Source organism: Caulobacter sp. HJHS_5, from assembly GCF_056683955.1.
In genome coordinates this window covers 119,506-136,662 of sequence record NZ_JBWZNC010000006.1, presented here as the reverse complement: position 1 = coordinate 136,662, position 17,157 = coordinate 119,506, and the positions used below count along the sequence as shown (strand labels likewise).

General features: G+C 69.0%; 20 protein-coding genes. 6 read left to right on the top strand and 14 right to left on the bottom strand.

Features of this window, described 5'->3' with window-relative positions; all coding sequences use genetic code 11:
• Positions 1–2 precede the first annotated feature (2 nt).
• From ACFLIT_RS12945 to flbT, 12 genes are all read right to left on the bottom strand, one after another.
• Positions 3–803, bottom strand: a complete 801-nt coding sequence (locus tag ACFLIT_RS12945; RefSeq protein ID WP_479911662.1) for a cell division protein FtsQ/DivIB — start codon at positions 801–803, stop codon at positions 3–5.
• A gap of 106 nt (positions 804–909) precedes the next feature.
• Positions 910–1,881: a D-alanine--D-alanine ligase gene (locus ACFLIT_RS12940; RefSeq protein WP_479911661.1), complete on the bottom strand. Its 972-nt coding sequence runs from the start codon at positions 1,879–1,881 to the stop codon at positions 910–912.
• On the bottom strand, positions 1,878–3,308 hold the full coding sequence (locus tag ACFLIT_RS12935; protein ID WP_479911660.1) for a M28 family peptidase: 1,431 nt from the start codon (positions 3,306–3,308) through the stop codon (positions 1,878–1,880). The genes ACFLIT_RS12940 and ACFLIT_RS12935 overlap by 4 nt, the downstream gene beginning before the upstream one ends.
• Before the next feature lie 8 nt (positions 3,309–3,316).
• Positions 3,317–4,279: a UDP-N-acetylmuramate dehydrogenase gene (murB, locus tag ACFLIT_RS12930; protein WP_479911659.1), complete on the bottom strand. Its 963-nt coding sequence runs from the start codon at positions 4,277–4,279 to the stop codon at positions 3,317–3,319.
• Positions 4,276–5,700: a UDP-N-acetylmuramate--L-alanine ligase gene (gene murC, locus ACFLIT_RS12925; RefSeq protein WP_479911658.1), complete on the bottom strand. Its 1,425-nt coding sequence runs from the start codon at positions 5,698–5,700 to the stop codon at positions 4,276–4,278. Before murC ends, murB begins: the two co-directional genes overlap by 4 nt.
• Before the next feature lie 49 nt (positions 5,701–5,749).
• A complete protein-coding gene (pseH, locus tag ACFLIT_RS12920; protein ID WP_479911657.1) occupies positions 5,750–6,304 on the bottom strand; it encodes a UDP-4-amino-4,6-dideoxy-N-acetyl-beta-L-altrosamine N-acetyltransferase in 555 nt (184 codons plus the stop codon).
• Positions 6,305–6,402: 98 nt separating this feature from the next.
• Positions 6,403–7,239 (bottom strand): flagellin, encoded by an 837-nt coding sequence (locus ACFLIT_RS12915; protein ID WP_479911656.1) that lies wholly within the window; start codon positions 7,237–7,239, stop codon positions 6,403–6,405.
• A 148-nt stretch (positions 7,240–7,387) separates the two neighbouring features.
• Positions 7,388–7,681, bottom strand: coding sequence for a hypothetical protein (locus ACFLIT_RS12910; protein WP_479911655.1), 294 nt, complete (start codon positions 7,679–7,681; stop codon positions 7,388–7,390).
• 95 nt (positions 7,682–7,776) lie between these two features.
• Positions 7,777–8,604 (bottom strand): flagellin, encoded by an 828-nt coding sequence (locus ACFLIT_RS12905; RefSeq protein WP_479911654.1) that lies wholly within the window; start codon positions 8,602–8,604, stop codon positions 7,777–7,779.
• A gap of 255 nt (positions 8,605–8,859) precedes the next feature.
• Positions 8,860–9,690 carry a flagellin gene (locus ACFLIT_RS12900; protein WP_479911653.1) on the bottom strand — a complete coding sequence of 277 codons (831 nt, stop codon included), beginning with the start codon at positions 9,688–9,690 and terminating at the stop codon, positions 8,860–8,862.
• 216 nt (positions 9,691–9,906) lie between these two features.
• Entirely contained in the window at positions 9,907–10,269 is a 363-nt protein-coding gene (gene flaF, locus ACFLIT_RS12895) for a flagellar biosynthesis regulator FlaF (RefSeq protein WP_479911652.1), read from the bottom strand.
• Positions 10,229–10,654, bottom strand: coding sequence for a flagellar biosynthesis repressor FlbT (gene flbT / locus ACFLIT_RS12890; protein ID WP_479911651.1), 426 nt, complete (start codon positions 10,652–10,654; stop codon positions 10,229–10,231). Before flbT ends, flaF begins: the two co-directional genes overlap by 41 nt.
• Positions 10,655–10,825: 171 nt before the next feature.
• Here flbT and ACFLIT_RS12885 point away from each other — a divergent pair, with 171 nt between their 5' ends.
• The 3 genes from ACFLIT_RS12885 to ACFLIT_RS12875 all read left to right on the top strand — a co-directional run bounded on the left by ACFLIT_RS12885 (position 10,826) and on the right by ACFLIT_RS12875 (position 14,076).
• Positions 10,826–12,625: a tetratricopeptide repeat protein gene (locus ACFLIT_RS12885; RefSeq protein ID WP_479911650.1), complete on the top strand. Its 1,800-nt coding sequence runs from the start codon at positions 10,826–10,828 to the stop codon at positions 12,623–12,625.
• Positions 12,626–12,669: 44 nt separating this feature from the next.
• Positions 12,670–13,179 carry a primosomal protein gene (locus ACFLIT_RS12880; protein ID WP_479911649.1) on the top strand — a complete coding sequence of 170 codons (510 nt, stop codon included), beginning with the start codon at positions 12,670–12,672 and terminating at the stop codon, positions 13,177–13,179.
• Between the two features lie 144 nt (positions 13,180–13,323).
• Complete coding sequence (locus ACFLIT_RS12875; protein WP_479911648.1) at positions 13,324–14,076, top strand: hypothetical protein; 753 nt, start codon at positions 13,324–13,326, stop codon at positions 14,074–14,076.
• A 162-nt stretch (positions 14,077–14,238) separates the two neighbouring features.
• On the opposite strand, the gene ACFLIT_RS12870 is transcribed toward ACFLIT_RS12875, so the two are convergent.
• On the bottom strand, positions 14,239–14,613 hold the full coding sequence (locus ACFLIT_RS12870) for a hypothetical protein (protein ID WP_479911647.1): 375 nt from the start codon (positions 14,611–14,613) through the stop codon (positions 14,239–14,241).
• A 27-nt stretch (positions 14,614–14,640) separates the two neighbouring features.
• Entirely contained in the window at positions 14,641–15,456 is an 816-nt protein-coding gene (locus ACFLIT_RS12865; RefSeq protein ID WP_479911646.1) for a universal stress protein, read from the bottom strand.
• A 123-nt stretch (positions 15,457–15,579) separates the two neighbouring features.
• Between ACFLIT_RS12865 and ACFLIT_RS12860 the strand changes: the two genes are divergently transcribed.
• The 3 genes from ACFLIT_RS12860 to ACFLIT_RS12850 all read left to right on the top strand — a co-directional run bounded on the left by ACFLIT_RS12860 (position 15,580) and on the right by ACFLIT_RS12850 (position 17,144).
• Complete coding sequence (locus ACFLIT_RS12860; protein ID WP_479911645.1) at positions 15,580–16,242, top strand: YfbR-like 5'-deoxynucleotidase; 663 nt, start codon at positions 15,580–15,582, stop codon at positions 16,240–16,242.
• A 56-nt stretch (positions 16,243–16,298) separates the two neighbouring features.
• The gene (locus tag ACFLIT_RS12855; RefSeq protein WP_479911644.1) at positions 16,299–16,658 is read left to right on the top strand and encodes a DUF6152 family protein; all 360 of its coding nucleotides are present in this window, start codon (positions 16,299–16,301) and stop codon (positions 16,656–16,658) included.
• Between the two features lie 75 nt (positions 16,659–16,733).
• On the top strand, positions 16,734–17,144 hold the full coding sequence (locus tag ACFLIT_RS12850; protein ID WP_479911643.1) for a DUF6644 family protein: 411 nt from the start codon (positions 16,734–16,736) through the stop codon (positions 17,142–17,144).
• Positions 17,145–17,157: the final 13 nt, after the last annotated feature.

Below are 17,157 nucleotides of genomic sequence, written 5' to 3'. Positions count from 1 at the left end.
TCCTACACTCCGTCCGAGATCGGCGCCGTCGCATGCGTCGCCTGGGCCTGACGCGGCCGCACGGCAACGAGGGCCGGGTCGCGCAGGTCAATTCGTTCAAATCCGAGATCGAGGATGCGCTGGCGGCCATCCAGCTGGTCGAGCTGGATGAGCGCGGCGTCCTCGCCGACCGCGGGCAGTTGCACCAGGCCGCCGTCCTTCAGGCGAAGGTCCCAGCGGCGGTTGTCGACCCGCACCAGGGCCTCGACCCGCCCGGCCAGGCGCGGGCGCTGGGCGATGGCCGGCAGGATCGAGGGGGCGGCGACGTCCGCGCCGGCGCCGACGATCAGCGGCAGGTCGTTGAACAGGCCGGGGTCGGCCTCGACGATCGGCTGGCCGAAACCGTCGATCACCCGGGTGCGGCCGGCATGCTGCCACACGGCGGCCGGCGGGCGCTCGTCCACGGCGATGACGATGGTGTCGGGCAGCAGGCGGATGACGCGGGCCGACTTCACCCAGCCGACGCGCTGCACGCGCTCGCGCAGCAGGTCGAGGTCGATGCCGAGGGTCGGCTCGCCCGGAGCGATGGCGGCGGCGGCCAGGATATCGCGCCGCGACATCGGGGTGGCGCCCTGCACATGAACCGAGTTCACGCGGAAGCCGAAGCCGGCGAACTCACTGGCGACGCCCTGGCGGGCGAACCCGGCCAGTTGTTCGCTGCGGTGGCCGGTGGCGAGGGTGATCAGGAGGCCGGCGGCCAGGACGCAGCAGGCCACGGTCGCGGCGAGACGCGGCGAGACGCCGGCGCCCTGGGCGGCGCGCAACTTGCCGCCGACTGGAGGAGAGGAACGACCCTGCGAGGAACGGTTGGCGCGTTGTGACGCGGACCTGGAGGCGCCGGACTGGGGCGCTTTCCCCCGGGGCTTGGCGCTAGTCCGCCCGCCCTCCCGCAACACCGCGGGCATACGCGTCCTCCGTGATCCACAAAACCAGAGCGTCGAACGACATTCCGGTATGGGCCGCCTGCTCGGGGACGAGCGAGGTCGGCGTCATGCCGGGCTGATTGTTCACCTCTAGAAGGACCAGAAGGTCGTTAATGTCGTCATAACGGAAGTCGCTTCGGGTAACTCCACGGCAACCAAGAGCGGCGTGCGCGCGCTCGGCGATCCGCAGGCAGCGCTCGTGGATTTCCGCGGAAATCCGGGCCGGAAGCACGTGTTCGGAGCCGCCGGCGGCGTATTTGGCGGTGTAGTCGTACCAGCCGGTGGTCGGCACGATTTCGGTAACGGTTAAGGCCCGAGGCCCCGTCGCCTCGCCGATCACCGTGGTGCAGAGCTCGAGGCCGCGCACGAACGGCTCGACCATCACCTCCTCGCCATAGGTCCAGCTTTCCGACCCCACCTCGGCGGGCGGGCGATTCGCCCCCTCGGAGACGATGAACACCCCCACGCTGGAGCCTTCCGCGTTCGGCTTCACCACATAGGGCGGCGGCATGACGTGGTCGGCGGCGACCTGGTGACGATTGTAGAGCCCGCCGCCCGGCACCGGCACGCCGGCGGCGGCCAGCACGGCCTTGGCCTTGGCCTTGTCCATGGCCAGGGACGAGGCCAGGACGCCCGAGTGGGTGTAGGGCAGGCCCAGGGTCTCCAGCACGCCCTGGACGCAGCCGTCCTCGCCCCATTCGCCATGCAGGGCGTTGAACACCACATCGGGGTTCGCGGCCTTCAGCCGGTCGGCCACGTCGCGATAGGCGTCGACGCGGATCACCTCGGCGCCGAGGCGCTCCAGGGCGGCGGCGCAGGCCTCGCCCGTGACCAGGCTGACTTCGCGCTCGGCCGACGGGCCGCCGAGCAGGACGGCGACGCGACGGCCGGCCAACGGCGCTTTAGGAGTATCGGTCATTTCTGGGCCGGCTTGCGGAAGTCGATGTCGCTGTCGGCGACGAAGTGGATCAGGGTCACCCAGGCCGCGACGTTCTGCGCCAGCTTGGCCGGGTCCACCTTGTCGAGGGTGTCGCTGGCCGAGTGGTGCAGGTCGAAGTAGCGGTCGGCGTTCTGGCTAAGTCCAAAGGCCGGCACGCCCGCCTGCTGCAGGCCGGCGACGTCCGAGCCCGCCTCGCCGACGTCGGCCGGCGACAGGAAGACCTTCAGCGGCGCCAGGGCGTCGGCGACCTGCAGGAAGCGCGGGTCGGCGGCGAAGCCGGGCGGCAGGCGCAGATCGTAGATTTCGTCGCCGCCTGTATCGCTCTCCCCGGTCAGGACGATGTTGGGGACCTCTTCCTTATGAGCGGCCAGGTAGGCGGCGCTGGAGCCGCCGGTCTCCTCGGAGCCGAACATGACCACGCGGATGGTGCGCTTCGGCCGGGTCGGCAGATCGCCGATCAACTTGCCGACGGCGGCGGTGATGGCGACGCCGGCGCCGTCGTCGATGGCGCCCTGGCCCGGATCCCAGCTGTCGAGGTGGCCGCCGATGACGATCATCTCGTTCGGGCGCTCGCTGCCGCGCAGGTCGCCGACGACGTTCCAGGCGGTCGCCTTCTCATCGACGCTGGAGAGCAGCGACAGGGTGATGGTCGGCGGCTTGCCGGGGCGCTTGGACAGGCGCTCCAGCAGGTCGGCGTCGGGCACGCCGAGGGCGCCGGCGGGGATCGGCTTCACGCCGGGCGCCCAGTTGGTCGATCCCGTGTGCGGCTCGCGCGCGTCGCCGGTCGAGATCGAACGGGTCAGATAGCCGATGGCGCCCTTGCTGGCGGCGATCGACGGCCCTTGGAAGCGGGCCGCACCGGCCGCGCCGTAACCCGACCCGTCCTGCGTGCGGGTCATGGGCTGGTTCACGACCACGATTTTCCCCTTGAGGTCGATCGACGTCATCTTCAGGCGCGCCAGGCTGCTGAAAACCACGACTTCGCCGGTCACCTGGCCCGAGCCGCTGCCGCCGAGGCCCAGGACGTGGAGCTTGGTCTTGTAGGGCGTGTTCAGCTCGGCGCTTTCCGGACCGCGCACCCAGGCCGGCTTGGCGAAGGCCTCGGCGTGCACGTTCTCGAAGCCCAGGGCGTGCATCTTGTCGATGGCCCAGTCCTTGGCGCGCGTCATGGCGGGCGAACCGACCGGGCGGCCGCCAATGTCGGTGGTCAGCTCTTCCAGGATGGTCCAGGCGGTGTTGTCGCCGAGGGCGCGGTCGCGCAGCGCCAGGGTGGTGGCGAATGTGCTGGAGGTCGCGGCGGGCGCGGCGCCGGCCGGCAACGGCGCCCGGGGCGTCGGGGCCTGGGCGAAGGCGGCTCCGGCCGCGGCGGAGAACAGCAGGCCGAGCGCCAGTCGACGAATGATCATGAGGTCTCCTAGGCGATGGGCGACGAGTCGTCGCGGGCTATAGCACTGTCCGAGGCGGGGCGGCCGATGCGCTTGACCTCCCAATCGAGCGTCACCCCGAGCCGGGCGGCGACGTCGGCGCGGACCGCCTCGCCCACGCCCTCGAGGTCGGCGGCGGTCGCCTCGCCCGGATTGATCAGGAAATTGGCGTGCAGCGGCGAGAACATGGCGCCGCCGCCCCCGCCGACGGGGGCTTGGAACAGCCTGCCCCGCCAACCGGCGCCGTCGACCAACTTCCAGGCGCTGTGGCCCGGAGGGTTCTTGAAGGTGGAGCCGCCGGTCTTCTCGCGGATCGGCTGGGTGGTCTCGCGCCGGGCGGTGATCTCGTCCATGCGGGCGGCGATGGCGGCCGGATCGTCGGGCGTTCCGGCGAAGTCGGCGCGGGTGACGATCACCCCCTCCTCCGAGCCCCAGCCGTGCCGATAGGCGAACTCGGCGGGGTTGTCGTAGGTCACGGACTTGCCCGACCGGTCGAGGCCATGGGCGCGGACGCAGACCTCGCGGGTCTCGGCGCCGTAGCAGCCGGCGTTCATCGCCACCGCCCCGCCCACCGTGCCGGGAATGCCGGCGTAGAATTCCAGCCCGGCGACGCCCGCCTTGGCGGCGGCCTTGGCCAGCATCGAATCCAGCGTCGCCGCCCCGGCGGTGAGCGTGGTCTCGCCGGTGGTCCCGACGCCCGCGAAGGCGCGGCCCAGGCGCACGACCACGCCTTCGACGCCGCCGTCGCGCACCAGGAGGTTCGAGCCGACGCCGACGGTGAGCAACGGCACGCCGGGATCGAGCGCGCGCAGGAAGTCCGCCAGGTCGGCCTCGTCGGCCGGCATGAAGATCGCCTCGGCCGGGCCGCCGACCCGCAGCCAGGTGAAGGGGCCGAGCGCCTCGTCCAGCATCAGCCGCCCGCGGACGGCGGGGAGCCTGTCGCGCCAGCTCACGGGGTCGTCGTCCAGCCGAGGGCCTCGAGCTGGCCCGGCAGGGCGTAGGCCCAGGTGGTGATGTCGCCGGCGCCGAGCAGGACCACGAGGTCGCCCTCGTGCGCCTCCTGAGCGATCACGCCCGGCAGGGCGGCGACGCTCTCCAGAGGCAGGGCGCGGCGATGGCCGAAGCGTCGGGCGGCCTCGACCAGGCCGTCGCGGTCGATGCCCGGGATCGGTTGCTCGCCGGCGCTGTAGACATCGGCGACTAGCACGGTGTCGGCGTCGGCGAAACAGGCGGCGAACTCGTCCATGAGGTCGCGCAGGCGGGTGTAGCGGTGCGGCTGCACCACGGCGATCACCTTGCCGCGCGTCACTTGGCGCGCGGCGCGCAGCACGGCGGCGATCTCCACCGGGTGGTGGCCGTAGTCGTCGACGATGCGCACCCCGCCGATCACGCCGGTGGTGGTGAAGCGGCGGCGCACCCCGCCGAAGCCGGCCAGGCCCGCGCGGACGCCGGCCTCATCGACCTTCAGCTCGCGCGCCACGGCGATGGCCGCCAGGGCGTTGAGCATGTTGTGATGGCCCGGCATCGGCAGGTGCAGGCGCTCGAACGCCGTCAGCTCGCCGTCACGGCCCTGGATCGCCACCGTGAAGGTCGTGCCGTCCGGCCCCGCGAGGACGTCCACCGCGCGGATCTCGGCCTGGGGGTTTTCGCCGTAGGTGATGAGCCGGCGGTTCTCGACCCGCGCCGAGAGGGCGTGGACCTCGGGGTGGTCGGTGCAGACGGCCGCGAAGCCGTAGAACGGGATGTTCTCGACGAAGTCCTGGAAGCCCTTCTTCACGGCTTCGAAGTCGCCCCAGTGGTCGAGGTGCTCGGCGTCGATGTTGGTGACCACGGCCACCGTCGACTTCAGCTTCAGGAAGGTGCCGTCGCTCTCGTCGGCCTCGACGACGATCCAGTCGCCGCCGCCCACCTTCGCATTCGTGCCGTAGGCGTTGATGATGCCGCCGTTGACCACGGTGGGGTCGACCCCGCCGGCGTCCAGCAGGGCGGCGATCATCGAGGTGGTGGTGGTCTTGCCGTGGGTGCCGCCGACGGCGACCGAGAACTTCAGCCGCATCAGCTCGGCCAGCATCTCGGCCCGGCGCACCAGGGGCAGGCGCGCGACGCGCGCGGCGACCAGCTCGGGATTGTCCGGCTTGACCGCCGTCGAATAGACCACGGCCGAGGCGCCCTCGACGTTGGTCGCGTCCTGGCCGATGAAGATGCGGGCGCCGAGGCCTTGCAGCCGCTCGGTGTTGGCGCTGGCCTTAGCGTCGGAGCCCTGCACCGTATAGCCGATGCGCAGCATGATCTCGGCGATGCCGCTCATGCCGATCCCGCCGATGCCGACGAAATGGATGGGGCCCAGGTCGAAGGGGACGGGAGGACGGCTCATAGGCCCGGATTAGCCGATTTGACCCGGCCCGCAAACGCCGCCGAGATTCCTACGCCGCGATCATGTGGGCTTCGGCCAGGGCCTTGCGGGCGGCGGCGCGGCGTTCGCGCCATTCCTCCGCCAGGATGCCCAGCAGCACCACGTCGCGCGGCTGGCCGTCCTTCAGCACATGGCCGCGCAGATAGCCTTCGCGGCGGAAGCCGGCGGCGGTCTGCGCCTTGAGGGCGGCGTCGTTGTCGGCCATCACCTCGGCCCAGACCTTGAGCAGGCCGAGTTCGCCGAACGCCTTGTCGAGGCCCAGCACCTGGGCCGCCCGGCCGACGCCGCGCCCGCGCGCGTCCGCCGCCCCGATGAAGAAGGCCCATTCGCCCCGGCGGTGATGGCTGTCGAGCCCGGCGAGGGTCAGCAGGCCCTGGGGCGCGTCTCCGCGAACGATCATCCAGCCACGCCGGCCGGCGTCATCGCGCAGGCGGTCGAACCATTCCTGGTGCGCTTCCGGACTCGGGAAGGCGGCGTCGGACATCCAGCGGTCGACCTCCGCCTCACGCCGCCATTGATAGAGCGTGGCCTCGTCTTCATCCCGGAGGTCGCGCAGGTCGATCATGATGCACCGCTTCCCGCGGAAAGATTGCCTGAGCGGTACGTAGCAGATTCACCGATGGGAGGGGACGCCCCCTCACCTATCGGGCGAGGAAATTACGCTTAGCCGTTCTGGAACAGCGACAGGATCATCTGCGGCGCCGAGTTGGCGATCGACAGCGCCTGGACGCCGAGCTGCTGCTGCACCTGCAAGGCCTGCAGGCGGGCCGATTCCTTCGACAGGTCGGCGTCGACGAGGTTGCCCACCCCGGCTTCCAGCACGTCCTGCAGCTTGGACACGAAGGTGTTGTGGGCTTCGATCTGCTTGGCCTGGGCGCCCATGTCACCGAGCGCCTTGTTGACCTCGGTAATCGAGTCGTCGAGCGCGGTGAGCACCAGGCTGGCCGCGGTCGCGGTGCCGATGGTGTCGGTGGCGCCAATGCTGATGATCGAGCCGCCGAAGGACATGTCCTTCACCGACAGGGTGATCATCTCGCTGGCGTCGGCGTTGGCCAGGAACTGGACGTCGTTGGTGATCGAGCCGTTCAGGATATTGGCGCCGTCGAACTCGGCCGCGCCGATCACCTGATTGATCTGCCGCACCAGGGCGCGGAAGTCGGCGTTGAGCAGGTCGCGCGAGTCCTGGTCAATCGACGGCTCCATGGCCGCCACGACCTTCTGCTTCATCTCGTTGAGCAGGTCGGAGATCGATTCGCCGGCCGTCATGGAGACTTCGGAAATCGAGGTCGCCCGGTCGAGGCTGGATTTCACCGCCGTCAGCGCCGAGAGGTCCGCCCGCTGCTGCTGGGCGATGGCCCAGACCGCGGCGTTGTCCTTCGCATTGCCGATCTTGAGACCCGTGCTGATCTTCGCCTGCGTTTCCGTCAGGTTCGAGTTGGTCTTGTTCAAGTTCTGCAGTGCGATCAACGCAGACTTGTTCGTGTGCACGCTGATGGTCATCGGGGTCCGCTCCTGGCCGTCGAGGCAGGATTAGGGACCGAGTCGTGCATGTATGGTTAACGCGAATAAACACCTTTAACCGCCATCGCCGGTGCGATGTCGGTCAAGCAGGCCGAACGCGGCCGCTACATTCGCCTAGGCGCCCGTTTCAGGTGCGCTGATCGACCACAGTCCCCGGGTGATACCCGGCGGTCTCGCCCATCTTCAGGACCGCGTCGCGCGGGTAGACCTGCACGACCTCACCGGTGCGCCGGTCGAGAGTCTTGTAGACGAAGCCCTTGCCGTCCTCGGCTTCCTCGATGACGAGGCGAAGATCGGCCAGCTGGCCGTTGGAGAGGTCGCGTCGCGGGGGCTCCTTGCGAACGACCTCGGCCGGAGCCGGACCCGCCGCGGGAGTCACCGTGGGGTTGGGTGGCGTGGTGAATTGAACTGCGTTTGTCATGTCTCCATATCGCCGGCGAAGGGAGCCGGCGCCTCCTGCACGGCCGCATGTGCGGCCAGGGGCGGGCGCGGAAGCGCCCGCCCCCTACGCACGCGTTACTGGAAGAGGCCCAGGATCGAGCGGGTCGACGAGTTAGCGATCGACAGCGCCTGGATGCCCAGTTGCTGCTTGGTCTGCAGAGCCTGCAGGCGAGCGCTTTCCTTAGCCAGATCCGCGTCCACCAGGTTGCCGACGCCGGCGTCCAGGGTGTCCTGGAGCTTGCCGATGAAGGTGAGGTGGGTTTCGAGCGACTTCGAACCGGTGCCGAGCGACGCCAGGGCGGTCGAAACGGCGTCGATCGAATCTTCGATGTCGGTGAGCATGTCGGACGCGGTGGTCTGCGTGCCGATGGTGCCGGTGTCCGAGACGCTGACGATCGAACCGCCCAGCGACATGTCCTGGCCGGCGACGGTCAGGGTCGAGGAGGCGTCGCTGTTGGCCAGGGCGTTGATGGTGCCCGTGCCGTCCAGCAGGTTCACGCCGTTGAACTTGGCGTTCTCGATCACCTTGCCGATCTGATCACGCAGGCTCTTGAAGTCGGCGTTCAGCTTGTCGCGGCTGTCTTGGTCGAGGCCTTCGTCCGAAGCGGCGAGCGCCTTTTCCTTCATCTGGCCCAGCAGGTCCGAGACGGACTCGCCGGCGGCCATGGCGACGTCGAGGGTCGACTGGCCGCGTTGCAGGCTGTCCTTCACCGCGTTGAGCGCGGTCGACTCCGAACGCATGCCCTGGGCAATGGCCCAGATCGCGCCGTTGTCCTTGGCGCTCGCCACCTTCAGGCCGGTGTTGATCCGGTTCTGAGCGGTGGTGAGGTCGTTATTGGTGCGGTTGAGGTTTTGCAGGGCGACCATAGCGCCCACGTTCGTATTAACGCTGTTCAGCGCCATGACGAGGTCCTTTCAGGGTGTCCGGCGACATTTTGTCGACGGGAGCATTTTGCTCGGTTCCCTAGGAAGCAATCGGCGGGCCAACTTCGGCGCCTTTTGGGGCGCCACAAGTTGTTGATTTTATGGAATTAATCGCCTGTTTACGACGTCGGCGCCCGGCAAATCCTGCCGATTAGGGGTGCGCCGGGCAACTTTTGCCGAGCAAAAAGGGCCGCCGGACGGGCCATCGCCCGTCCGGCGCCGCGAGCCTTGCGATTACCGGAACAACGACAAGATGGACTGAGGTTGCTGGTTTGCGATGCTGAGCGCCTGAATCCCAAGCTGCTGCTTGGTCTGCAGGGCCTGCAACTTGGCGCTTTCCTTGGCGAGGTCGGCGTCAACCAGGTTCCCCACGCCGGCGTCCAGGGTGTCCTGCAGTTTGGACACGAAGGTCGCATGAATCTCGTAGGCCTTGGACGAGGTGCCCAGGCGCGTGATCGCGGCGTTGACGTTGTCGAGCGAGTCCTCGATCGTATCGATCATGTCGGCCGCCGTGGTGACCGTACCGATCGTATCGGTGGACCCGATCGTCGTGATCGAACCGCCGAGGGACATGTCCTCGCTGCCGACGGTCAGGGTGGAGGTCCCGTCGGAGTTGGCGAGGGCCGAGAGGCCGGCGATCGAGCCGTCCAACAGGTTCGACCCGTTGAACTGAGCGTTCTCGATGACCTTCGAGATCTGGTCGCGAAGCGCCTTGAAATCCTCGTTGAGTTTCTCGCGGCTGTCCTGATCCAGACCTTCGTCCGAGGCGGCTAGAGCCTTCTCCTTCATCTGCAGCAGCAGGTCGCTGATCGATTCACCGGCGGCCATGGCGACATCGAGGGTGGATTGCCCGCGGGCCAGGGAGTCCTTGACGGCGTTGAGCGCCTGGGACTCCGCACGTTGGCCCTGAGCGATCGCCCAGATCGCGCCGTTATCCTTGGCCGAACCGACCTTGAGGCCGGTCGAAACCCGATTCTGCGTCTGCGCCAGCTGACCGTTGGTCGCGTTGAGGTTCTGGAGGGCGACCATCGCCCCCGCATTGGTATTGATAGAATTGCTGAGCATTGCAGCGATCCCTTCCATTCTGGTCGGATGAAGAGCGGCTTTTGCCGCTTGGACGCATTCAGCGTCCGACCGTGCGGATCGCAAGCCGCGGGCCAGGACCGGCGGCGATCAAGAGATTGACTTCAGAGGAAATTCAGATCGAGACCGCCCAGGGGCCGGCGCGTCGGGCGCGGCAGAAACGGCCCAGGCGGCAGGAACTGCCGCCTCAAATCGCGGTCAGGCCGCCTCGGGACGGGCCGAGAGTCCCTGCATGATGATGCGGTTCACGTCGATCAGGGCGCCGATATCCTCACGCTTGCGCATGACGAGGCTGGTGTGCTTGCCGACCCAGAGGCTCAGCGAAATGATCTGCGCGCGCACGGGGGCCGGCAGGCCGTTCTGCGGGTCGGCGCAGTCGGTCGCCAGCGCCGACCAGAGCCGACGATTCCAGTCCAGCGCCCGCATGCGGGCGCCGTGGTCGTGCTCGCCGGCGTCCGCCGCGCCCATGAGGGCGCGGGTCACCTGGCCGAAGAGGCGGTACTCCGCCTCACGCGGGCTTTCAGCTCTCGCTGTCGCCTGCTGATAAGCCTGGAGCGACATTGCCCAACCTCTCGTCTTCGTACTCGATCAATTTCCGAGCCAGCATCAGGGCCTTGTAATATTCGCGGGCCATGGCGTGGCGGGAGATGTTCACGCAATCGGCCAGCACCTGAGGCTGCTGAATGACGCCCATGAACTCGGACAGGCGCCGCACGAACTCAGCATAATATTTGTCGGCCCCGGCTTCATCGAGATACATCATCATCACCGGGAAATAGATCCGGCGGGCGGGAGAGTTGACCTCCCCTTCCTGCATGATGTCCTTCTCGCGCAGGACGGACGCCTTGTTCTGCAGCAGGAGCACCCCGCGGCGATCGCCGTTCTGGACGACGGCCCCGTTGAGGACGAACCGTTCTCCCGGCTTTAGCGACAGCTTGAGCGCCACAAATATCTCCGCGCGGCCGGGCCGCCCCTGTAGCCCGAAGTCGATAGGGATCGCCGGTTAACGGGGCGTTGCGGCGACACGGCCTTAAGCCGCGGTTTACCATGATGCGACCAAGGGTTGCGTCAGTCCAGACGTGGGGCCGACGCGGCCCAGCGAGGGGTCAGAAACGCCATGCCGACCAGCCGCTCCCGTCGCGCGGGCCGCCCCGCTTCACCCCCAAAATCCGCCCCCATCGTCGCCGTTTCGGACCTCGTCGGCAGCGCCGGCTCGGCCGCCGCCCTCGCGCGCCTCGATCGCGCGGCCTTGGAAATCAAAACCTTACAGGTTCGCCCGGCGCTGCAAGCGGCCGTCGCCGCCTTGAAGGCCGACGATGCGGCGAACGCCGCCCGGTTCGCCCTGCAGGCGCTGGAACTGGACGAACGGAACGGCCTGGCCTGGCATCTGCTGGCCATCGCCCGCGAGAAGGCCGGAGCCTTCGCCGAGTCGATCCAGGCCTATGAGAAAGCGCTCGCCCTGCTTCCAAACGCCGCAGAGGTGGCTAACGACCTGGGCCGCCTTGCCTACCGCATGGGCATGAAGCCGGTCGCCGAGAAGCTGTTCCGGCGATACCTCGACCATAAGCCGGGCTCCACCGAGGCCGCCAACAACATCGCCTGCGCGGTGCGAGACCAGGGCCGCTACGAAGAGGCCATCGAGCTTCTGCGCCCCGCCATCCTCGCCAAGCCCGACCGACCCATGCTGTGGAACACCATGGGCACCATCCTTTCCGAACAGGGCGACCCGGCCGGCGGCAAGACCTTCTTCGACGAGGCCCTGCGGCTCGATCCCACGTTCGCCAAGGCCCGCTACAACCGGGGGAACGCCCGCCTGGCGCTGGGCGAGCTCGACGAAGCCCTGGCCGACTGCGAGGGCGCCATGGCCTCGCCCCTGCCCGCCTCCGAACGCCAGATGATGCGGCTGGCCCGCTCCACCATCCAGATCGCCCGCGGCGAGATCGGCGAAGGCTGGGACGATTACGAGGCCCGGATCGATCCGGACTTCGAAAACGCCACCCAGTTCCTGGTCCCGCGTCCCCGCTGGACGCCGGGCGCCGACCTGGCCGGCAAGAGCCTGCTGATCATGGGCGAGCAGGGCCTGGGCGACGAGGTGCTGTTCGCCAACCTGATCCCCGACGTGGCGCGGGCGCTCGGGCCGGGCGGCCGGCTGTTCATCGCCGTCGAGAAACGCCTGGTCCCGCTGTTCGCCCGGGCCTTCCCCACGGCGGAGGTGGGCGCGCACGCGACCTTCAACGTCGACGGGCGCCTGACCCGTGGGGCGACCTTCGTCGGCGATCTGAACGCCATCGATCTATGGACGCCCATGGGCTCGCTGCTGCGCCAGTTCCGCCGCTCAGTGGACGCCTTCCCGGCGACGGGCGGCTTCCTGCCGGCCGATCCGGCGCGGGTCGCCCACTGGCGCGGCGTGCTGGAGGCCGCGCCGGCGGGCCTCAAGGTCGGCATCCTGTGGAAGAGCCTGAAGCTGACCGGCGCGCGCGCCCGCTATTTCTCGCCGTTCGACGCCTGGGCGCCGGTGTTGACCACGCCAGGCGTCAGCTTCATCAACCTGCAATACGGCGACTGCGACGAGGAACTGGCCGCCGCCGAGGCGGCCGGCATCCCGCTGTGGACCCCGCCGGGCATCGATCTGAAGGACGACCTCGACGAGGTCACCGCCCTGACCTGCGCTCTCGACCTGACGATCGGATTCGCCAACGCCACGACCAACCTGGCGGCGGCCGCCGGCGCGCCGGTCTGGCTGATCTCGACCCCCGGCGCCTGGCCGCGCCTCGGCACCGCGCGCTACCCCTGGTACCCGCAGGTGGAGGTGTTTCTGCCGCCGCAATTTCGGGATTGGGATCCGGCCATGCAGGCCGTCGCGGCGGCCCTGAGTCGGCGCGTCGACAAAGGAACGGAAGCTTTCCGGGCGGGTTGATTCCGGGCGGCGGGGAATGACCTCCGCCAACCAGGGATACGACCATGGGTCCGGAAACCGATTTCGAAATGGACGCTCAGGACCGCGCCGAGGTCCTGGATGAAACCAATCTGACCGACGACGGCGAAGACATCGCCAACTTCGACGAGATCGATGACGTCTACGACGTCACCGCCGCCGCCGGCGACGACGACACCGACGAGGATGAATTCGACGACGACGATTACGACGAAGACGAAGAACTCGAGGCGGCCGCCGAGGAGGACTACGCCGACGACCGCGATGACGAAGGCCAAGACATCGAGCGCGAGCCCCTGGCGGCCAGCGCGGATGAGGAGGACGACATGAATCTCGACGACGTCAACGACGTGCCCACCAGCGGCGGCGCCCGCCGCTTCGAGTCCGACCACTTGTCGGACGAACAGCTGAAGACGCTGGGCTACGACGACCAGCCGGAGGAAAGCGACCCCCACGTGGACCGCCAGCTCGACAAGGGCTTGAAGGAGACCTTCCCGGCCTCCGACCCGGTCTCGATCAACCCCGGCGCCGACTGACCTCAATCGGTTATGAGCGCCGTGGAGGGCTGTTCGTCGCGAGACGGGCGGCCCTTCCGCTTTTGAGGCTTATCGAATTACGACGAATTCATTGGACCCTGGCGAGGCCCGGACGCACCTTCCGCCCGTCTGAAGGGACCCGCCATGACCCGAACCCTCGCCCTGGCCGCTGTCGCGCTGGTCGCGCTCGGCCTCGCCGCCTGCGGCCGCGAAGTGCGCATCGCCAAAAAGGACGCGGCCGAGCCGACCTCGACGTTCCGCACCCTCGACCGGCTGGATTGCCCAGAGGCGCAGGGCGACCTGCAGCGCCTTCGCGCCGGGGCGGACGGCAAGAGCTGCGCCTATGCGGCGAAGGACCAGGCCGAGATCGACCTGCGCCTGGTTCCGACCTCCGGCGACGAGGTCGCCGCCCTCGCTCCCATCGAGGCCGAGCTGCGCGCCCTCATTCCGCAGCCGGCGACGCCGAAAACGCCAGCCCCCAACGCCGGCCTTCAGGTCGATGGCGACGACAAGGCCCACATCCGCCTGCCCGGCCTGTCCATCGACGCCGAGGGCGACCGCGCCCAGATTCACGTCGGCGGCATTCACATCGACGGCGAACACGACCGCGCCAACATCAGCATCGCCCAGAGGCAGGGCGGCGAGTTCAACATCCAAGCCGACGACGGCGCCGCCACCATCCGCCAGACGCGGAGCAACGACCGTGGCGTGCGTCGCAGCGTGATCTTCGCCACCGAGACCCCGACCGCCGCGGGCTTCCGCGTCGCCGGCTACGAAGCGAGGGGCCCCAAGGCGGGGCCGCTGGTGGTGGCCGTCGTCCGCTCCAAGGGCAAGGGCGACACTGACTATGTGTTCAAGGACATGAAGGCCCTGGTCGCCCGCAACGTGGGGCGGTGAGTTCGCCCTTCCCCCTCGAAGGGGGGAAGGGTTGGGGATGGGGGTGTTCGCAGAGCGCGTCCGGGAACGTGCGTGAGGCAGCGCCTCTCGCGCCCCCACTGAAGCTCGGCGCTCACACCCTCACCCCTGCCCCTCTCCCTTCGAGGGAGAGGGATTAGTCAGTCAACTCGCCGCCACCACGTCGGTGACCTTGTAGGTGAGCGGCCGGCCGTCCTCGTCGGTGACGGTGACGTATTCGCCGACCGCGAAGCGGTGCTCGCCCAGGCGGTGGACGGGTTCATCGTCGGCCGTGTCGTCGTCGTCATAATCGAAGAACCAGCGCTGGCCGCGCTTGGCCAGGCGACCGTCGACGGCGTCCTCATCGGGCGCGAAGCGGCGGACCACGCAGTCGCCCTTGGCCTTGGCGTAGGCGCCCTCGTCCAGACGGCCGTCAGCGGTCAGGGGCGCGGTCAGCGCGTAACCTCGGTGATCGTCCCCGCCCGAGAACTCGGTTCCGGGATTGCGCGCGAGGCGCATGACGATACGCGACAGGGCCATGGGACGATCTCCTTCTTCTGGCTGGGACTAGTGGGACAGAAACAGCGACGGTCCGCGGTCGGTGTTCAGCAGCGTGCGGGTCGCCCCGCCGAAGATGAACTCCTGCAGCCGAGGATGGCCGAAGGCGCCGGCGACCAGCAGGTCAGCCCCCGCCGCCGCCGCCGCATCGAGCAAAAGCTCCGCCGCGTCGCCGGTTCCGCTCAGGGCGTTCACCTGCGAGGTGACGCCCCGCGCGGCGAGAAAGCCGTGCAGCCGCACGAGGTCGAAGGTGCGCGAACTGGCCTCGGGCGCGCCGATCAGCACCACCTTGGAGGCCTGCTGCAGCCACGGGAGGGCCGTGCGCGCCGCGCGACTGGCCTCCTTGCCGCCATCCCAGGCGACGGCGACGACGCCGCCGGCCTTGATCGGCCCGCGCGCCACCACCACCGGCCGTTGCTCGTCGGCCACCAGCTGTTCGAAGGCTTCGGCCAGCGGCCCGCGGCCCTTGCCGGCGTCGTCGCCGAACACCACCACGTCGGAGAGGCGGCTCTCCAGGGCGAGGCCGGCCCAGACCGGCGGCTCCAGGGAAACGAAGGTCTTGCGGTCATAGTCGCAGGCGTCGAGTTCGCCGCCGGCCGTCTTGCGCCCGGCGGCGGCGGCTTCGCGCAGGCTTTCGAGGGCGGCGGCCTGCACCCCGCCCATGAAGCCTTCGCCCATCCACGGCGCGAGGTCGGAAACGTCGGCCGGCGCGTGCACCCCGACCACCTCGGCCTTGAACGGACGCGCCAGGGCGATGGCCGCTTCCAGGGCCGCGGCGTCGCCGGCCCCGCCGCTCAGCGGCGCCATGATCCTTGCCCAGCTCATCTTTTGCTCCCTTTGCGCCCCTTATCCACTACCGTGCGCGTTCCTATCCTTGATCTGGAGCAACCGTTGCTCCACGCACCATGAGCGCCGGCGCCGCCAGGCTTCACTGTAGGGAACGAACTCGTGGCCAAAGGGCTGCATCGCAAAGGCGGGGAAAAAGGCCGGGCCGCGCCCCGCGCCTGGCAACGCATGCTGTCCGGCCGCCGGCTGGACCTGCTCGACCCGTCGCCGATGGACATCGAGATCGAGGACATCGCCCACGGCCTGGCCCGCGTCGCCCGCTGGAACGGCCAGACCGTCGGCGAGCACGGCTTCTCGGTGGCGCAGCATTCGGTGGTGGTCGAGGAGATCGCCGCCCACATCGACCCGGCGCTGGAGCCGCGCTGGCGCCTGGCGGCCCTGCTGCACGACGCCTCCGAATATGTGATCGGCGACATGATCTCGCCGTTCAAGGCGGCGCTCGGGGTTTCCTACAAGAGCTTCGAGGAGCGGCTGGAGAACGCCATCCACATCCGTTTCGGCCTGCCAGCCGAGACGCCCAAGGCCGTGAAGACCTTGATCAAGCAGGCCGACCGCGCCTGCGCCTTCTTCGAGGCCACTCAGCTGGCCGGCTTCAGCCACGACGAGGCGCTCGGCTTCTTCGGCGCGCCGCCGGTCGGCTACAGCCTGACCATCGATCCCCTGCCCCCTGCCCTGGCCCAGGCCCGTTATGTGCAGCGGTTCCACGTACTGAGCGAGGCCGCCGGTTACGAGCGCCATCCCGACGCCGCCTTCGAGACGGAGTAGCCGGGCGGCGCGTCTCGGCGTAGGCTCGCCCGGTCGGGAAACTCAAGGAGGTCGCCATGTTCTCCAAGCGTCTGACCATCATCGCCGCCGCGGCGGCCATCCTCGTCCCCGCCGCCGCATACGCCCACCACGGCTGGAGCGGCCAGGAAGACAAGGTCACCGTGCTCGAAGGCCCGATCCAGAAGGTCAGCTATCGCGATCCGCACGGCGAGATCGAGATCACCGCCGCCGGCAAGCGCTGGCTGGTCACCCTGGCCCCGATCTCCCGCATGCAGCAGCGTGGCCTGACCGAAGCGAGCCTGAAGCCGGGGCAGACGGTGTGGATCTCGGGCAAGCGCAACGTCGATCTCTCCAAGAACGAGATCAAGGCCGAGAGCATCCGCGTGGCGGGCAAGACGACCAACCTGCTGCGCTAGGTCGCGGCCATCGAACCGCCCGCCTGGATCGTCGATGCGGCCGCCGGCCTCGAGGCCTCCAGCCTCGGCGCCTTCGTGCGACGACATGCCTATTTCCAGCTGAACCTGGCGCACCTGCTGGGGCTGGTGCTGCTGGTCGGCGGCATCGGGGCGGTCGATCTGCGCGTGCTCGGGGTGGGGCGCCGCGTGCCGGTGGCGGAGCTGTCGCGCATGCTGACGCCCTTCGCCATCGTCGGCCTCGTGCTGATGCTGGCCAGCGGCGGGCTGATGTTCGCGGCGGACGCCAAGGGGCTGGTCGCCTCGGGACTGTTCCAGGCCAAGGTGCTGCTCATCGCGCTCGGCGTCGGCAACGCCCTGGTCTTCCGACGCCTGTTCGGTGAGCTGAGATCGGACGCCTCCCCGCCCGCCGCCCAGGCGATGGCGGGATTTTCGCTCTGTCTCTGGCTCGCGGCGGCCACGCTCGGCCGCTGGATCGGGTATGTGTGAGCGCTGAACGAGC

What these genes read in the sequence shown, in the direction of transcription:
- ACFLIT_RS12905 (WP_479911654.1), bottom strand. Translation starts at nt 8,604, where the DNA reads ATGGCGCTGAACAGCGTTAATACGAACGTGGGCGCTATGGTCGCCCTG.
- ACFLIT_RS12870 (WP_479911647.1), bottom strand. Translation starts at nt 14,613, where the DNA reads ATGGCCCTGTCGCGTATCGTCATGCGCCTCGCGCGCAATCCCGGAACC.
- ACFLIT_RS12935 (WP_479911660.1), bottom strand. Translation starts at nt 3,308, where the DNA reads ATGATCATTCGTCGACTGGCGCTCGGCCTGCTGTTCTCCGCCGCGGCC.
- ACFLIT_RS12880 (WP_479911649.1), top strand. Translation starts at nt 12,670, where the DNA reads ATGGGTCCGGAAACCGATTTCGAAATGGACGCTCAGGACCGCGCCGAG.
- ACFLIT_RS12855 (WP_479911644.1), top strand. Translation starts at nt 16,299, where the DNA reads ATGTTCTCCAAGCGTCTGACCATCATCGCCGCCGCGGCGGCCATCCTC.
- ACFLIT_RS12940 (WP_479911661.1), bottom strand. Translation starts at nt 1,881, where the DNA reads ATGACCGATACTCCTAAAGCGCCGTTGGCCGGCCGTCGCGTCGCCGTC.
- ACFLIT_RS12875 (WP_479911648.1), top strand. Translation starts at nt 13,324, where the DNA reads ATGACCCGAACCCTCGCCCTGGCCGCTGTCGCGCTGGTCGCGCTCGGC.
- ACFLIT_RS12915 (WP_479911656.1), bottom strand. Translation starts at nt 7,239, where the DNA reads ATGACCATCAGCGTGCACACGAACAAGTCTGCGTTGATCGCACTGCAG.
- pseH (WP_479911657.1), bottom strand. Translation starts at nt 6,304, where the DNA reads ATGATCGACCTGCGCGACCTCCGGGATGAAGACGAGGCCACGCTCTAT.
- ACFLIT_RS12900 (WP_479911653.1), bottom strand. Translation starts at nt 9,690, where the DNA reads ATGCTCAGCAATTCTATCAATACCAATGCGGGGGCGATGGTCGCCCTC.
- ACFLIT_RS12910 (WP_479911655.1), bottom strand. Translation starts at nt 7,681, where the DNA reads ATGACAAACGCAGTTCAATTCACCACGCCACCCAACCCCACGGTGACT.
- flaF (WP_479911652.1), bottom strand. Translation starts at nt 10,269, where the DNA reads ATGTCGCTCCAGGCTTATCAGCAGGCGACAGCGAGAGCTGAAAGCCCG.
- ACFLIT_RS12865 (WP_479911646.1), bottom strand. Translation starts at nt 15,456, where the DNA reads ATGAGCTGGGCAAGGATCATGGCGCCGCTGAGCGGCGGGGCCGGCGAC.
- murC (WP_479911658.1), bottom strand. Translation starts at nt 5,700, where the DNA reads ATGAGCCGTCCTCCCGTCCCCTTCGACCTGGGCCCCATCCATTTCGTC.
- ACFLIT_RS12885 (WP_479911650.1), top strand. Translation starts at nt 10,826, where the DNA reads ATGCCGACCAGCCGCTCCCGTCGCGCGGGCCGCCCCGCTTCACCCCCA.